The following is a 15489-nucleotide window of genomic DNA, read 5'->3' on the forward strand; positions in this document are numbered from 1 at the left end:
CTATCCTAATTGTCTTTTGATAAAATAGCTAAAGCTGTTATAAACTGTGGCAATGTTTACAACCTTATCTCCTTCTGTAATACCTGTGTAGTCTCTGCCAGTAGCTCCACGCATATGACTTTTGCCTTCTTCTATTACAAGGTCTTTTAGCGTATCCTTCCACTCTTTAAATTTTTCACTTTGGCTGTCACTTGCCCTTATACTTGCCAGCCAGTTTCTAAAAGGCTGGTCTATTTTAAAGTACAAGTCTTCAACACTTGAGTTTACAAAGTCTGTCCCTTGAATATTTCTTATTTTTCTAATTGTGTTTACATATCTTCTATAGGTGGACTCTACTACTTCACTTGTTAGGTCAACAGCTTCGTTAATTCTTGCTATCCAACCTTCTTCTGCTAGGTCAGTTAAAACATAATTGGAAATAACTAACTTATCTAAAATTTCATCTGTAGGAACCCAAGAAGCAGCAGTACCATCATCTTTCATGCTTACCGCATTTATAGAAAGTTTATGTTCTGGAAAGTCCATATTATCCTCTAAAAAATTATACCAATCAATAAAGCCTGGTTTAATTTTTTTCTCATCTTCACTTTCAAAGTTTAAGGTCATTAGACCAAAGGACCTCCACAAGGACTTACCTGCCTGGTGTTTACGAGGAAAATAATCTCCTTGGCCCTTTCTTTCTTCCTTATAAATCCACAAGGTCATTGGTTCCAAAAAATTATTTTTATGATTAACTTCTACCAGCTTCCCTGACCTAAGAGAGAAGGCATCTGTGTCTACATGGTTTGAATCTATATATATACCTCTTGACCAGACAGTATACAGTCCTGCTATATTATCTTGCAAATTTCCACTCAAATTGTTTTCTATAATTTCTCTTGAACTTTGTTCCCAACATGGTTTTTGGATATTTAATAATTCACTGCCCTCATAAATTAGACAGTAGTTTAGCATTAAAGTTTCAAAGAGATTATCTCCACCTAAGTAAAGACCTCCTAAATCATAGACCCACCCCTTAGAATCGTTCTTACTTCCTTTAAGGAATTTAACTTTTTCTCCAGTACCACTATAGGCCTGGTAGCTTAATAACCATCTGGCTATTTCTTGGTCTGATAGGATTTCCTTGTTATTGTTGGAACTATTTTTATAGGAAAATAAAACTTCCTTGTTGGCACTTTCGGATAATTTTCTATCAATATTCTTGCCCCATATTGTGCCTTTTATTGTTTTTAGGTCAATAACTTTTTCAATATCCTCCTTTCTGACTTGGAAAAACGGATAGTTTTCATCATAGAGATAAAACCTGTCCCTCCACTTTTCTAAGTACTTTCCAACAATTTCTGGGAAGCTCCCCCTTTCCCAAAGGTCTGCCCAAGTATCAACTAGGGCATCTTCATAGGTGTCTGCATCACTTTCGTCAACTTTTTCCAGCTGTCTAAAGTTTTCGTCTAAATAAATTCCCTCATAGACTTGGCCTTCAGAGTCAAATCTTGAAAAAACTGTGTGGACTACTGCTAGCAATAGTCTTAAAATTACAAAGTCTTGGGTCTTAGTATCTCCTGCTAGGTCCTTGTAGAGATGGGCTTTTTCAAATAATTCTTTTAAGCCAACCTCTTCAGTCCTTCCCTTGTCATCAACAATCACCCCTATCCAAGGCTCGTCTAACAAATTAAATCTGCTCAAAGTATCACTCCTTTCTTCTCACTCCAAATTCTCTGCTATACTCTAACTTTATCCCTTGAAGGCTACATTCGTTATTTTCATCAAAGATTAAGCCCAAAGATCCCTTTAGCCAAGATGATTCCTGCCAGTCACTTAGGTCTCTAATATTATTTTCTTCTAACTCCCTTATCAACTTGTCTATGCTTACATAAGTAAAGATAGATGGCAGTCTTAGGGTGTTTTTTGCCAGGTCCTTGGCTATTTCTGTCTTAAAAATTTCCTTAGAAATATCAACTTGGTCTTTAAAGGTCCCGTAGCCTGATCCGATTTTTTTAAGGGCTATTACTTCAACTGTATCTTTTATATCCCTAACCCTTGCTAGGCCTGCTTCTTCTCCTGTATCTAAAGGAGCCTTGGCCAACCAGCCTATTAGGTTATCTTTTTTACTTGTTGTCTTTTTTAAAACTGGATCGGAAATTTTAAAAGCTTTTGCCTTGGTCTCTTTTTTCTTTTTCTCACTAATATGAGATTTTTTAAAATCCAAATAGGTCTCAACTAGGTCTGCTCTTAAATCTATATCTGCATCCAAACTTCCATTTTCGTCAAAGTTATAAACTCTTCCAACTAAAATCGGAATTTCTCTTGGTAGCTGAATTTTTTCTTCTAAATAATATTGAGTCCTGGCTAGGAGATATGACCCATAAACAGCTGCTGAACCTGCTTCAAAGTCAAAGTCCTCACTTGTGTCAACCACATAAAACTTTGGCTTTTTAAAAAACTCTGGTCTATTTATTTGGTGCCTGTGAAGCCTACCCATTCTTTGGATAAGTAAGTCCATAGGAGCCAGCTGGCTAACCATTACATCAAAATCAATGTCCAGTGACTGTTCTATAACTTGGGTCCCAATAATTATTTTCTTCCTTGGCCTGTCAGCCTTTTTGCCAACTAAGTCTAAAAGATCTTTCTCCTTTTCTGCCCTATCTGTGGCAATAAAGTTTGAGTGTAGTAAAAACACTTGGTCTTCTCCATACTTTTCTTTAAAGTCCATGGCCAGGTTTTGGGCTTTTTTCACTGTGTTTACTATAATTCCAATATTGCCATCTTCTTTGTAAAGGTCGTCTATTAGGTTTTCAATTTGCCCCTGGTATTTTATTAAAGCTACTTCTTTACTCTCTTCTTCTTCAAAATCAGCAAAAGTTTTTATCTGACCACCGTCATTGTAGCTAATTAGTGGATAGGATGTAGTCGATAATTCTTTTGCTGCTTCCATCCTTTGGTCCTTATTTAAAATAACTCCTTTACCCTTTAAATAGGCCTTTATTAATTCAAGTCTTCTTTTAGGCGGAAGGGTTGCAGATAAAATAATTACAGGAACCTTTAAGGCTCCCAACCAAACTAGGGCCTCGTCTAGGTACTGGCTCATGTAGGCATCATAGGCATGGACTTCGTCTATGACTACAACTTTCTTGCTAAATCCTAGGTGTCTTAGGGCCAGGTGTTTTTGTTTTAGGGCCATCATAAGTATTTGGTCTACAGTTCCAACTACAAAGTCATCTAAGGCAGAAGTCTTTTTACCTGCAAACCATTCATTTACGATAACGTTGTCCTTGGTATCCTTATCGTCTTGGTTTATATGGTTTGCTAGACTAGAGAAAACTTCGTTTAAAGCTGCCTTGCCATGGTTAAGCCTGATGCCAAACTTGTCTTCGTCATCATAGTAGCCCCATTCTTCCCTATAAAATTCTAGCATATTGCTTAGCCAGTCATTTATTCTAGGGAAAATTCCATTTGATGTAGCCTGGGTTGGCAGACCAAAATAAAGACCAGATGCTCCAAGCTTATATGCCAACTGCTCTGCCCCAATTAAGGCCGCTTCAGTTTTGCCCTTGCCCATAGCTGCTTCTACAATAAAAATTTGAGAATCGTCCTTGCTTTCAATTAGATCAAAAAATCCTTTTTGGAAATTATTAGGACTTGCAAAGCCAAATCTGGATTTATAGGCGAGCTCAGCTTGGCTCAAGTCTTCAGCTTCCCATCTGGCAGTTTTTTTCCATTTTTCAAAGGCCCTTTGATAACGAAGGTCTGAATTCTCTACAGCAAATTCTTCAAGGTCAATTAGAGGAAAATAATTTTCATTAGATGCTATCCAGTCTGCCATAATAATTAGGCCAGCTAAAATAACCTGGGCTGGCTGAGAAATATTTTCAAAGTCTTCAGGACCTGAAAAATTCCCCTGAGCCAAAGCCCAAGCTAATATTTGCTCCTGCTGGTCTGCCCATTTTTTACAAAGGTCTGTATCCTTAGGAAGGTCAGATTGGTAGTAGTTTTTCTTATAGGATTTTTGATTTTTTACTTCTTTTATGTCGTCTACTGGTAGGCCGTGGTGGCTACCAACTATTGTGGAAATTTGGTCTGGAAACCCAGACTTGAATAATATGTACTGACCAGCCAAGGCGTGTTTGGTTCTCTTGCCATCAGCTGTAAATAAAGATAGGTTTTCAAAGCCTGAACTTTCTAATCTAGAAATTAAAAATTCATCAAGGTCTCCTCCTTGGTAGAAAAAACTTTTTGAGCATTGAAAAACTGGAGTTGCCTTGCCTAGGTCGTGAATGGCAGCTAAAAATAAGGCAAGGTCTCTGCCTCTAAATTTAGTCGCCTGATCAATTAAATCTCTCTGCCCTTGGCTAAGCCAATGGTCCCACAAAAGGCCTGCTATGTTTTTTGTATCTTCCAAATGCTGGTAAAGTGGCAACCAAGACCCTGTCACTTGGCCTTGCTTTTTCTTTGCCCAAAGAGCCTTATTTATTTCCATATCCTACCTCCATGCAGAATGTTTGTTCGGTTAATATAAGTTTATATAAATTTTCATCTCTTGTCAATAGGAAAACGCTTTAAATTTTCACCGATAAAAACTTACTTCCCTTTATATAAAATCTATACAAATAATCCCTGGCTTCTTCTGCGTAGTCGATGCCGATTCGTTTGGATTTTTCGATTTCAAAATCTGAATAGTCGTCGTCTTCTAGGTAGATTTTTTCGCCGAGGATGTCTATGCCGTTATGTGATCTATCTAGACCCAAGGCTTGGGCGAGTTTTCCTGGGCCGTTTGTTAGATTTTTCTTTTGATAGGAACTTAGGTCCTTGTAAGTTTTGTCAAAGCGATTTTTAGCCATAAGGTCTAGGCCTTCTAGGGGTTCTCCTGCTCGAATTAAAACTGCTTGACCATCGTCTTGTCTTCCTGTTACTATGTTTAGCATATTATACATGCCATAGATTAAATAGACGTAAAGATGGCCTCCTTCTTTATACATAACTTCTGTTCTTGCAGTCCTTCTGCCGCCATAAGTGTGACAGGCCTTGTCTTCTTCTCCTGTGTAGGCTTCAACTTCAACTAATCGAACTTTCATCGCCCCCTCATCTGTTTCAACTATTAAATTTTTTCCCAGTAAGTCTTTAGCAACTTCTAGGGCATCTCTTTTAAAAAATTCTCTTTGTATTTTCATAATTTAATTATAGCATAGGGCCTTTAAAAAAAGTCAATCTGTTAGAGACTGACTTTTCTTATATTTCTATTCGTATTTTTTCCCGATTATATAGACTGGCACAAATAAAATTAATAACGGGACCAGCATGCCAAGGGTTTTAATTGTCTGACTCTCAACATTTCTAAGAGCCAGCTCAATAAGGGGACTTATAAATATTAGACCTAAGGTCCAAATTCTAAGATAAGTTAAAACTGGCTTCCAATTTGAGTTGTTAAAGCTAAGGCCAGCTAGATTTATTCTAAAAAATCCATTGGACACAAAGGAGATTTTATTTTCATCGTAATAAGTTGGAAGTTTGTCACTTACAAAAAGCCAAGTCTGGCTGGCAAATATTACCCCTAAAATTATTGGTGTTAAAATCCTGCTTAGGTCTAAGTTCGCATATTTATAGAGAATAAAATATTCTATACAGGCGATAAACATAGCTAGTGAAAATATTTTTATATTTCTCTTCTTTTTTCTCCTTTCCTCTTCTGGATTTGTGGCGGACATATCTACAACTTTTCTTATTAGATCTTCAACTTGTGAATCTGAATTTTCTTCTCCCTGCAAAAGGTCCTTGAGTTTGACTTCTAAAATATCGCTTAGGGGAATTAGTAGGGTGATGTCTGGATAAGACTGGCCTCTTTCCCACTTGCTAACTGCCTGAGGGGAAATAAATAACTTGTCTGCTAGGTCTTTTTGGGTAAGATTTTTTTCTTTTCTCTTTCTTGCAATAAAGTCTCCAAATTTTTCTCTGTCAATTGTATTCATAAGATACTCCTTCTTTTTTTATTTTACTATAAATTTTTAAATCTTGCCTTGTTTATATTTCTAAGTTAAGATACTTGACGTTTTTTGTAAATAAACTCCTAGTTGAGTCTGGTTTTTTCAACTATTGTATGACTTTTTGTCTTAGAAAAAGATAATATTTCAATCTCTGGGTATAAGTATAGAAAGAACGAACTAGGTGATTGAGATGAATGACGATAGAAATAAAAAAATTCAAGAGCTTTTACTTTTTTCTGACAGGACTTTAATTCATTTAAATTCTGCTTTAAAGGAAATTGATTCTGCTGGAAATTGGGGAGCCTTTAATACATTGACCAAGGGACTTTTAGAAAGTTTTTCAAAAAATGATTTTATAGATGATGTTTCTGACGAACTTCTTAGGGCCAAAAGAGAGTTTGAAGTTTTAAAAGGCCTACTAGTTGACCTTGATAAGGACTTTGAACTAATTAATGTTTCTGAATTTTTAGCCTTTGCTGGTGAGTTTTTTGATGGCTTTGTCCCAAACTTTTCGCACGTCTCTGACCTAGTCCAAAGTGAGATCACAATAAGAAGGGCCATTAGCGAAATTGAAGCTATTAGACTGGCCTTTGCTAGTTATAATTATAGAAAGTTTTAGTAAAGGAGCTTTATTAGATGAATGATATTTATGTTAAGGAACTTAGAGAAGCTATTGTCGCTGTAGATGTAGTTTTGTCAAGGCTAGATAGGGCAAAAAAGTCCATTAACTCTGCCCAAGGCCTAGGAGTTTTAGACCTTCTTGGTGGAAAGAAGTTTATGACTTTCTTAAAGAGAAGACAAATTTCCAAGGCTGAAAATGAAATTGCTAAGGCAAAAAAGGAAATAAAAAATCTCAACAAGGAACTGGCTGACTTAAATGAGTATGTGGATATTGATTTTAATATTGGCGCCTTGCTTGGATTTTTTGATTATTTCTTTGGCGGAGCCTTTGCAGATTGGATTGTCCTAGGAAAACTTGGAAAGGCCAAGAAAAACATTGACGATGCTAGAAGACAGCTTTTTGATATTAAAGTTAAGCTGGAAGATCTTTTAGCTAGGGAATATAGTCGTTAATTTTTAAAATTTTGTGCTGGTAGATGCTATCAGCACTTTTTTATTGCAAGTTTTGATAATGGGGACACAGCTAAAGCAATGTCCCCCTAAATCTTTCTTTGTTTCATCGGGGACAGGCCACAAGGGACAGTCCCCTAACTTTTGTACTAGGGCTTCGGCAGTCAAATTCTAGCCAATCGTCCTTCCCTTTGGTCGGTCTCTTGGGAATTTTTTGCACGAGACCTGTAACCAAATCAAAGATTTGGACTAGGGCTTCGGATGTACCCGAACTTGCTAAATAAAAAAGAAGAAGGTCTCTGCCTTCTCCTTTAGTATTTGATATTGAGTTTATGCCCTAGCTATTTCTACTAGAAGTTTTGAAACATCTATTATTGTGTCAACCTTACAGAATTCGTCAACTGAATGGGCCTTGGTCATACCTACTCCTAGGTTTACTGCTGGAATGTTGTTTAGGTTGTAGTTGTTTGTGTCTGATCCGCCGCCTGATTTTGCTGGTGCAAATTTGTAGCCTAGTTTTTCACAGGCTGCCTTTACTGTTTGGGCTGGAAGTGAATCTAGTTCTACTTTAAATGGCTTGTAGGCTTCTAGAACTTCAATTTCTGCTTCGATACCGTATTTTGCTTGGGCATCTTTTACACATTTAACCATGTGGTCAACTTGGGCCTTTAGTTTTTTGTCATCTAGAGACCTTGCTTCTGCGTGGATTTCTACTGTGTCTGTTACAATATTTGTTGGTCCACCACCGTTTATTGAACCAATGTTTGCTGTTGTTTCTTCGTCAATTCTTAGAAGTTTCATATTGGCAATTGCTTCTGCTGCAATTACTATAGCTGATACTCCGTCTTCTGGAGCAACTCCTGCGTGGGCAGATTTTCCCTTGAATTTTACATTCAGTTTTGTTTGGGCTGGTCCTTGAACTATTGTGTGTCCTGGTTCTCCACCTGAGTCTACTACTATACCAAAGTCTGCATTGACTTTTGAGTAGTCTAGGTTTTTAGATCCCTTTAGGCCGCCTTCTTCTGAAATTGTAAAGGCAACTTCTATATTGTGGTGAGGAATATTTTCTTCTTTTAACACTGTTAGCATTTCCATTATTGCTGAAACTCCAGCCTTGTCATCTGATGCTAGGATTGTATCGCCTTTGGACCTTAGGACATTGTCTTCGTCTATATATGGTTCAATGCCCTTGCCTGGTGATACTGTATCCATGTGAGATGAAAATAAGATAGTCTTATCTCCTGTTCCCTTTAGTTTTGCTATAAGGTTACCTGAGTTTGATCCTACTTTTTCTCCTGCATTATCTTCGTAAACTTCAAGGCCTAGGTCTTCTAGGTCTTTTTTTAGTCTTTCTTTAAAGTCATATTCGTTTAGTGTTTCGCTGTCGATTTTTGCGTATTCAATAAATCTTTCTATTACTCTTTCCATTTAATTTATCTCACCTTTCTTTATTAAGTTATTTTTCTTATACCCTTTTAATTTTCTTCTTAAAAAAATCACCGAAAGATTGTCTCTCGGTGATTGATTTTTCTTATAGATAAAGTGGTGCGCCTGGTCCTACTGGAATTCCAATTAGCATCCAAATAACTAAGAATATTAACCAGAATACTAGGAAAGACATTGAGTATGGTAGCATTGTTGATGTCAATGTTCCAAGACCGCTGTCTTCGTCGTATTTTTGCATAAAGGCAACAATTACTGCAAAGTAAGACATAAGTGGGGTAATGATGTTAGTTGATGAGTCCCCAATTCTGTATGCTACTTGAGTAAGGGCTGGATGAATTCCTGCTTGGGCCATCATTGGTACAAAGATAGGTGCCATAATTGCCCATTTTGCTGAAGCTGATCCCATAAATAGGTTTAGGAAGGCTGATAGTAGTACAAAAATTACCATTAGTGGAATACCTGTAATTCCTGCACTTTCTAAGAAAGTTGCTCCTGAAATTGAAACAATCTTTCCAATGTTAGTGTGACCAAAGTAGTTTACGAATTGTGATGCAAAGAAGGCTAGTACTAGGTATGAGCCCATGCCTGCCATTGATTTTGACATCATCTTTACTAGGTCGTTTGAGTCTTTAAGTTTTCCTACAGTCTTACCAAATACAATACCTGGGATCATAAATAGAAGTAAGATTCCAAGCATTAAACCGTTGTTTAAGAAAGTCTTTAGACCTTCGATTCCTGGCTTGCCTTCTTCTCTAAATACTGCATTTTGTGGGAACATTAAGAAGGCCATAATAATTATGAAAATTAAAGCAGCAATTCCTGCTCTTTTTAAGCCTTTAAGTTCAAGGTCTGTTAGTGGAATATCTTCGTGTACATAAGATCCTGTGTATTCGCCTAGGTTCTTTTCTACTATTTTTTCAGTTACTACAGTACCAATTATTGTTACGATAAAAGTAGAAACAAATAGGAAGTACCAGTTACATGTTGGTGCAAGTTCCATATCCATACCAGCTTTTAGTAAAGCTTCGTTAGTAATACCTGTTAGTAGTGGGTCAGTTGTACCAATTAAAAGGTTGGCTGAGAATCCTCCTGATACACCAGCAAAGGCTGCTGCCAAACCTGCAATAGGATGTCTGTCTGATGCTGCAAACATCATTGCTCCTAGAGGAACTACTATTAGATAACCTGCATCAGATGCTATGTTAGACATAACCCCTGCTAGAATAACTACTACTGTTAAAACTCTTGGGTTTACTCCTGATAACATCTTCTTTAAAGAAGCGTCAAATAAGCCTGAGTGTTCTGCTACACCTACACCAAGCATTGCAACTAGAACTGTTCCTAGTGGAGCAAAGCCTGTAAAGTTTTTAGTAGCATTGTTAAAGATATAGGCTAGACCTTCTTTATTTAGTAGAGAAAGGGCGCCGATTTGTACTTCTTCTCCTGCCTTAGCATCGAAATAAGTCCAAGTAGCTCCACTTCTTGCTACAAATTCTGCAATGATGATTAAGATAACTGATAAAATAACAAAAATCATTGCTGGGTGTGGAAGAGCGTTACCTACACGTTCTACGCCTTTCAAAAACCCGCCAACATCATTTGCATCTCTTTTTTGTTTTTTAGCCATGCGTTTATCCTCCTGTAATTAAATTCTCCTTACAAATTTTTGTAAAAAGTTTGCATATCTAAAAGTACAAAAATTTTATACTTTTTTCTATAATATCACATTTCTTATATAGCTGTCAACTAGTTATTTACTATAATACACGCTATTCGTGCAATTTAACTTCTAGTGGAATTTTCATTGTTTTTTAACAAACACTTCACTTTCTTAGTCTGAATTTTTTATTAATTTTTCTATATGGTTAAAATATTTTTAATAATGTTTTATTTCGCTTTGATAAATTCTCTATTAGAAAAATATTTAAAGAAAATTTTTCTTAAATTTTTTCTCTTTTAGGCTATAATTAACTTAGGTGATAAAATGAATGTAGTTGATATTATAAATAAGAAAAAATACAAGGAGGCCTTAAATGAAGAGGAGATAAACTTTTTTATTAGCGGCCTAGCCCAAGGATCTATAAAGGACTATCAAGCCAGCTCCCTTCTTATGGCAATCCTCTTAAACGGCATGACCCTTGAAGAGACTAGTCTTTTAACTAAGGCCATGGTAGACTCAGGCGATACAGTTGACCTAAGTGAAATTCCTGGCATAAAAGTAGACAAGCACTCAACAGGTGGAGTTGGAGACAAGGTGTCTCTAGCATTGGTTCCCTTACTTGCCTCTTGTGGCCTTAAGTTTGCAAAAATGTCTGGCAAGGGCCTGGGCCATACTGGTGGAACTCTAGACAAGTTAGAATCTATTCCAGGCTTTAATATTGAACTTAGTCAAGATGAATTTATTGAAACAGTTAAATCTTTTGGGGCTGCAATAATTTCTCAAACAGACAATTTAGTTCCTGCCGATAAAATTCTCTACGCCCTTAGAGATGTTTGTGGAACTGTGGATTCAATTCCCCTAATTGCATCTTCTATTATGTCTAAAAAACTTGCTGCAGGAGCAGATACAATATTTTTAGATGTAAAAGTTGGCAAGGGGGCCTTTATGAAAGACCTAGATTCTGCACGAGAGCTAGCTCGTACTATGGTCTATATTGGAAAATCCCAAGGAAAAAATACCCAGGCTATAATTTCTGATATGAACCAGCCTTTAGGCCGTACAATTTGAAATTCTTTAGAGCTAATGGAGGCCATTGACACCCTAAAGGGTCACGGCCCTAAGGATTTTGAAGACTTAGTCTTATCCTGTGGTGAAATTATCCTTGACCAAGCTAACCTTGAAAAAGATAAAGTAAAAGCGAGAAAGTTATTAAAAGAAAAACTTGCAGATGGATCAGCCCTTGAAGCCTTAAATAAATTAATTATAGGCCAAGGTGGAGACCCTGAAGTTACTTATGACATTGCAAATCTTCCCCTAGCTGCTGGCCTAACTGAAGTCTTAAGTCCAGTTGATGGCTATGTTGAAGAAATCGATCCTTTAAAACTTGGACTTTTGTCAGCTGACCTAGGAGCAGGAAGAAAGGAAGTGGGCCAGGCTATTGACCACGGCACTGGATTTTTATTAATAAAAAAACCTGGCGACTATGTAAAGAAAAACTATCCACTTATTTTAATTTACCACTCTAAAGACCTAAGACCAGGCTTTGTTAGCGACCTAATATCAGCCTATAAATTTGGAGACGAAAAGCCAGCTGAAAGAACCCTAATTTATGACCATATTTTTTAAGGAGGAAAAAATGAATTTAAATAAATATATTGACCACACTTTTTTAAAGGCAAATGGCAGACAGAAAGATATTGACAAGTTAATTGAAGAAGGAATAAAATACGACTTTAAAAGTCTGTGCATAAACCCATCTTGGGTCGAATATGTTAGCGAAAAACTAAAAGACTCTGACGTCTTAGTTTGTACAGTAATAGGCTTTCCACTAGGAGCAATGACAACTGAGTCAAAGATCTTTGAAACTTCTGATGCAATTTCTAAAGGAGCTGACGAAATTGACATGGTTATAAATGTTGGCAGACTAAAAGACAGAGACTTAGATTATGTAACTAAAGAAATAAAGGCAGTAAAAAACGCCTGCCAAGACAGGGTCCTCAAGGTTATAATTGAAACTTCCCTTTTAGATGAAGAAGAAATTCGCCTGGCTGCCCAAGCTGTTGTAGACGCTGGTGCAGACTTTGTAAAAACTTCTACAGGTTTTTCAACTCGTGGAGCCTCTGTTGAAGATGTAAAAATTATCAAAGAAGTCGTCGGCGACAAGGCAAAAATCAAGGCATCAGGTGGCATTAGAAGTCACGAAGATATGATGAAGATGATTGAAGCTGGCGCAGATAGAATTGGCGCCTCAGCTGGTGCAACCTTGTTAGGCTAAGATTTTATTAGAATAAGACGAAGATAAAAATAAGAGCTACTAGAAAATAATCTAGAAGCTCTTTTTTTCTTTTGCAAATATGCTTTTAAATATTAGCCAAATATTTTGTAAACCATAAATAAAATTGCTAAAAGAATCATTAAGATTGAAACTTTTTCTTTCTTGCCAGTTAATAGGTTTAAAATTACAAAAGAAGTAATTCCCCATACAATACCTTCAGCAACTGAATAAGCAAATGGCATCATAGCAATTGTTAAGAAGGCTGGAATTGATTCTGTATAGTCGTCAAAATTTATGTCCTTAACTGGGCTCATCATAAATAGGCCAACAATAATTAGGGCAGGAGCTGTAGCTGATGCAGGAATTATTGCAAAAATTGGGAATAAGAATAAACTTAGTAAGAATAAGCCAGCTGTAGTTAATGATGTTAGGCCAGTTCTGCCTCCGTCTGCAACACCTGAAGCTGATTCAACAAAGGTTGTAACAGTAGAAGTTCCTAAAAGGGCTCCAGCTGTTGTAGCTATAGCATCAGAAAGTAAGGCTGGTCCAAGATTTGGAAGATCGTCATTTTCATCTAACATGTCTGCCTTAGTTGCAACGCCAATTAAGGTTCCAATTGTGTCAAAAATATCTACAAAAAGAAAAGCAAATACAACTGCAAACATCTCTTTAGTGAAGATATCAGACCATTGTAGTTTAAAGGCTATTGGTGCAAGAGAAGGTGGTAGAGAAAACACCTTAGTTGGAAGGTTAGTAACTCCTAGGATAATAGCTAAAATAGTTGAAGCTAAAATTCCTATAAGTAGACTACCTCTAACATTTTTCTTTAATAATACTCCAATTACTAAAAGCCCAAAAATCGCTACAAGAGCTGGTGGAGCTGTAAGATCTCCAATTGAAATTAAAGTTGCAGGATTATCTATAATTATACCTGCATTAACTAGACCAATTAAAGTAATGAAAAGTCCAATACCTACAGAAACTCCCTTCTTTAAGGTTGTTGGAATTGCCTTGAAAATTGCCTCTCTAATATTAAATATTGACATTAAAATAAAGATAATTCCTTCAATAAATACTGCTGTCAAGGCATAGGTCCAGTCGTGGCCCATATTTAAAACAACTGTGTAGGTAAAATAAGCATTTAGTCCCATACCAGCTGAAAGGGCAAAGGGATAATTTGCAAGCAAGGCCATTAGAATTGTTCCTAATGCTGAAGCCAAAATTGTTGCAGTAAAAACTGCCCCTTGGTCCATGCCAGCTTCACTTAACATACCTGGGTTTACTGCTAAAATATATGACATTGTCATAAAAGTAGTAATCCCTGCCATAACTTCAGTTTTCACTGTTGTCTTATGTTCAGAAAGTTTAAAGCGTCTTTCTAAAAATGATTTTTCTGCCATGTCTTCCTCCTATAAAATTTTTAAAATAAATTCTCCCTTGGCTAGGGATGTTTGAATAAGTCCAAACAATATTATTATACAGTATAAAATGAATTTAGTAGCATATTTTTAAAATATTTTTTTGCAAGTAATAGTCAAGGTGACAGTTGAAACCCTAGCCAAAATCTTTGATTTTGTAGCAGGTCTCATGCAAAAGATTCCCAAGAAGCCGACCAAAGGGAAGGCTGATTGGTCGAATCTGACTGCCAATTTAGGTCTGTCCCTAATGAAGGGAGAAAAAGTTTTGCAAATGACAAGGACACACAGGGCAAGGGGGACGGATTAAAGGGGGACTGTCCCTTGTGGCCTGTCCCCGGTGAAGGGAGAAAAGTTTCTTGATAACGGGGACACACATAAATGAATGTCCCCTTTACTCCCCTCTTTCCCAACTCTCCACAAAAAATGGGGACACACATAAATGAATGTCCCCAAATTAATTTTATCTTATAGTTTGTTTACGCCAGTTTTAATGGCTGTTTCTTTTACAGCATTTGCTACTGCATCTGCAACTCTCTCATCAAATGGTGATGGAATTACATAGTCTTCGTTTAAGTCTTTTTCATCAATTAAGTTTGCAATTGCATGAGCCGCTGCAATTTTCATTTCTTCGTTAATTTCTTTGGCACGAACTTCTAGAGCTCCCTTGAAGATTCCAGGGAAGGCTAAGACGTTGTTAATTTGGTTAGGGAAGTCTGATCTTCCTGTTCCCATAATTCTAATGCCACCAGCCTTGGCTATTTCTGGAGTTACTTCTGGAACTGGATTGGCCATTGCAAAGGCTATAGCGTTGTCGTTCATTGATTCAACCATTTCCTTAGAAACTACATCTGAAACTGATACTCCAATAAAGATGTCTGCTTCCTTCATAGCGTCTGCTAGAGTTCCTGTCTTCTTAGTCTTGTTTGTAGTCTCAGCTACTTCTTTTCTAATTGGGTCAAGTTTTTCGTCATTTGGTTCTAGGATTCCCCTTGAGTTACAAACGATTACGTCTTTAATACCAGCTGAAACTAAAAGTTTTGCTATGGCAATTCCCGCAGCTCCTGCTCCAGAAATTGCTGCTGTACAGTCTTCGATTTTCTTGTCAACAACTTTAAGGGCGTTAATAATTCCTGCTAGGGTTACTATTGCTGTACCGTGTTGGTCGTCGTGGAAAACTGGAATGTCTAATTCTTTCTTTAGTCTTGCTTCTATTTCAAAGCACTTTGGTGCATTAATATCTTCTAGGTTAATGCCACCGAAAGTTGGTGCAATGTGCTTAACAGTTTGAATAATTTCTTCTGTGTCTTGGGTGTCTAAGCAAATTGGGAAGGCGTCTACGCCAGCAAATTCTTTAAATAGAACAGCCTTTCCTTCCATAACTGGAAGTCCTGCTATACCACCAATGTTTCCAAGACCTAAAACTGCTGAGCCGTCTGTTACAACTGCTACCATATTGCCCTTGTTGGTATATTCAAAGGCTAGGTCCTTGTCTTTGGCAATTTCCTTACAAGGTTCTGCTACTCCTGGTGAATAGGCAAGTGAAAGGGCCGCTGCATCTTTTACCTCTACCTTTGATTCAACAGAGATTTTCCCATGGTTATCCTTGTGTAATTTTAAAGCATCTTCTCTTAATGACATAATTTC

The 15489-nt window shown here is 37.0% G+C and carries 11 protein-coding genes and 1 pseudogene; 4 read left to right on the forward strand and 8 right to left on the reverse strand.

Going from position 1 to position 15489, the window contains the following annotated elements; translation table 11 throughout:
- The 4 genes from BN2667_RS08105 to BN2667_RS08120 form a co-directional block, all read right to left on the reverse strand.
- Positions 1–1683: a type I-E CRISPR-associated protein Cse1/CasA gene (locus BN2667_RS08105; protein ID WP_054252820.1), complete on the reverse strand. Its 1683-nt coding sequence runs from the start codon at positions 1681–1683 to the stop codon at positions 1–3.
- Positions 1684–1687: 4 nt separating this feature from the next.
- Positions 1688–4474: a CRISPR-associated helicase/endonuclease Cas3 gene (locus BN2667_RS08110; RefSeq protein WP_054252821.1), complete on the reverse strand. Its 2787-nt coding sequence runs from the start codon at positions 4472–4474 to the stop codon at positions 1688–1690.
- A 79-nt stretch (positions 4475–4553) separates the two neighbouring features.
- Positions 4554–5165, reverse strand: coding sequence for a DNA-3-methyladenine glycosylase (locus BN2667_RS08115; RefSeq protein WP_054252822.1), 612 nt, complete (start codon positions 5163–5165; stop codon positions 4554–4556).
- Between the two features lie 66 nt (positions 5166–5231).
- A complete protein-coding gene (locus BN2667_RS08120; protein ID WP_054252823.1) occupies positions 5232–5960 on the reverse strand; it encodes a helix-turn-helix domain-containing protein in 729 nt (242 codons plus the stop codon).
- A 205-nt stretch (positions 5961–6165) separates the two neighbouring features.
- On the opposite strand from BN2667_RS08120, the gene BN2667_RS08125 reads away from it, so the two are divergent.
- Positions 6166–6594, forward strand: a complete 429-nt coding sequence (locus BN2667_RS08125) for a hypothetical protein (RefSeq protein WP_054252824.1) — start codon at positions 6166–6168, stop codon at positions 6592–6594.
- A gap of 17 nt (positions 6595–6611) precedes the next feature.
- On the forward strand, positions 6612–7049 hold the full coding sequence (locus BN2667_RS08130) for a hypothetical protein (protein WP_054252825.1): 438 nt from the start codon (positions 6612–6614) through the stop codon (positions 7047–7049).
- Between the two features lie 327 nt (positions 7050–7376).
- On the opposite strand, the gene BN2667_RS08135 is transcribed toward BN2667_RS08130, so the two are convergent.
- Complete coding sequence (locus BN2667_RS08135; protein ID WP_054252826.1) at positions 7377–8474, reverse strand: M20/M25/M40 family metallo-hydrolase; 1098 nt, start codon at positions 8472–8474, stop codon at positions 7377–7379.
- A 103-nt stretch (positions 8475–8577) separates the two neighbouring features.
- Positions 8578–10119 (reverse strand): AbgT family transporter, encoded by a 1542-nt coding sequence (locus tag BN2667_RS08140; RefSeq protein ID WP_054252827.1) that lies wholly within the window; start codon positions 10117–10119, stop codon positions 8578–8580.
- Between the two features lie 357 nt (positions 10120–10476).
- Here BN2667_RS08140 and BN2667_RS09620 point away from each other — a divergent pair.
- Positions 10477–11778 (forward strand): annotated as a pseudogene (locus tag BN2667_RS09620) (thymidine phosphorylase).
- A gap of 10 nt (positions 11779–11788) precedes the next feature.
- A complete protein-coding gene (gene deoC, locus BN2667_RS08150; protein ID WP_054252828.1) occupies positions 11789–12427 on the forward strand; it encodes a deoxyribose-phosphate aldolase in 639 nt (212 codons plus the stop codon).
- 92 nt (positions 12428–12519) lie between these two features.
- On the opposite strand, the gene BN2667_RS08155 is transcribed toward deoC, so the two are convergent.
- Complete coding sequence (locus BN2667_RS08155; RefSeq protein ID WP_054252829.1) at positions 12520–13827, reverse strand: NCS2 family permease; 1308 nt, start codon at positions 13825–13827, stop codon at positions 12520–12522.
- A gap of 483 nt (positions 13828–14310) precedes the next feature.
- Positions 14311–15483 (reverse strand): NAD(P)-dependent malic enzyme, encoded by a 1173-nt coding sequence (locus BN2667_RS08160; protein ID WP_054252830.1) that lies wholly within the window; start codon positions 15481–15483, stop codon positions 14311–14313.
- Between the last annotated feature and the right edge of the window lie 6 nt (positions 15484–15489).

This window comes from Neofamilia massiliensis, from assembly GCF_001299475.1.
Lineage (GTDB): Bacteria > Bacillota > Clostridia > Tissierellales > Peptoniphilaceae > Neofamilia > Neofamilia massiliensis.

What these genes read in the sequence shown, in the direction of transcription:
- BN2667_RS08110 (WP_054252821.1), bottom strand. Translation starts at nt 4,474, where the DNA reads ATGGAAATAAATAAGGCTCTTTGGGCAAAGAAAAAGCAAGGCCAAGTG.
- BN2667_RS08115 (WP_054252822.1), bottom strand. Translation starts at nt 5,165, where the DNA reads ATGAAAATACAAAGAGAATTTTTTAAAAGAGATGCCCTAGAAGTTGCT.
- BN2667_RS08120 (WP_054252823.1), bottom strand. Translation starts at nt 5,960, where the DNA reads ATGAATACAATTGACAGAGAAAAATTTGGAGACTTTATTGCAAGAAAG.
- BN2667_RS08125 (WP_054252824.1), top strand. Translation starts at nt 6,166, where the DNA reads ATGAATGACGATAGAAATAAAAAAATTCAAGAGCTTTTACTTTTTTCT.
- BN2667_RS08130 (WP_054252825.1), top strand. Translation starts at nt 6,612, where the DNA reads ATGAATGATATTTATGTTAAGGAACTTAGAGAAGCTATTGTCGCTGTA.
- BN2667_RS08135 (WP_054252826.1), bottom strand. Translation starts at nt 8,474, where the DNA reads ATGGAAAGAGTAATAGAAAGATTTATTGAATACGCAAAAATCGACAGC.
- BN2667_RS08140 (WP_054252827.1), bottom strand. Translation starts at nt 10,119, where the DNA reads ATGGCTAAAAAACAAAAAAGAGATGCAAATGATGTTGGCGGGTTTTTG.
- deoC (WP_054252828.1), top strand. Translation starts at nt 11,789, where the DNA reads ATGAATTTAAATAAATATATTGACCACACTTTTTTAAAGGCAAATGGC.
- BN2667_RS08155 (WP_054252829.1), bottom strand. Translation starts at nt 13,827, where the DNA reads ATGGCAGAAAAATCATTTTTAGAAAGACGCTTTAAACTTTCTGAACAT.
- BN2667_RS08160 (WP_054252830.1), bottom strand. Translation starts at nt 15,483, where the DNA reads ATGTCATTAAGAGAAGATGCTTTAAAATTACACAAGGATAACCATGGG.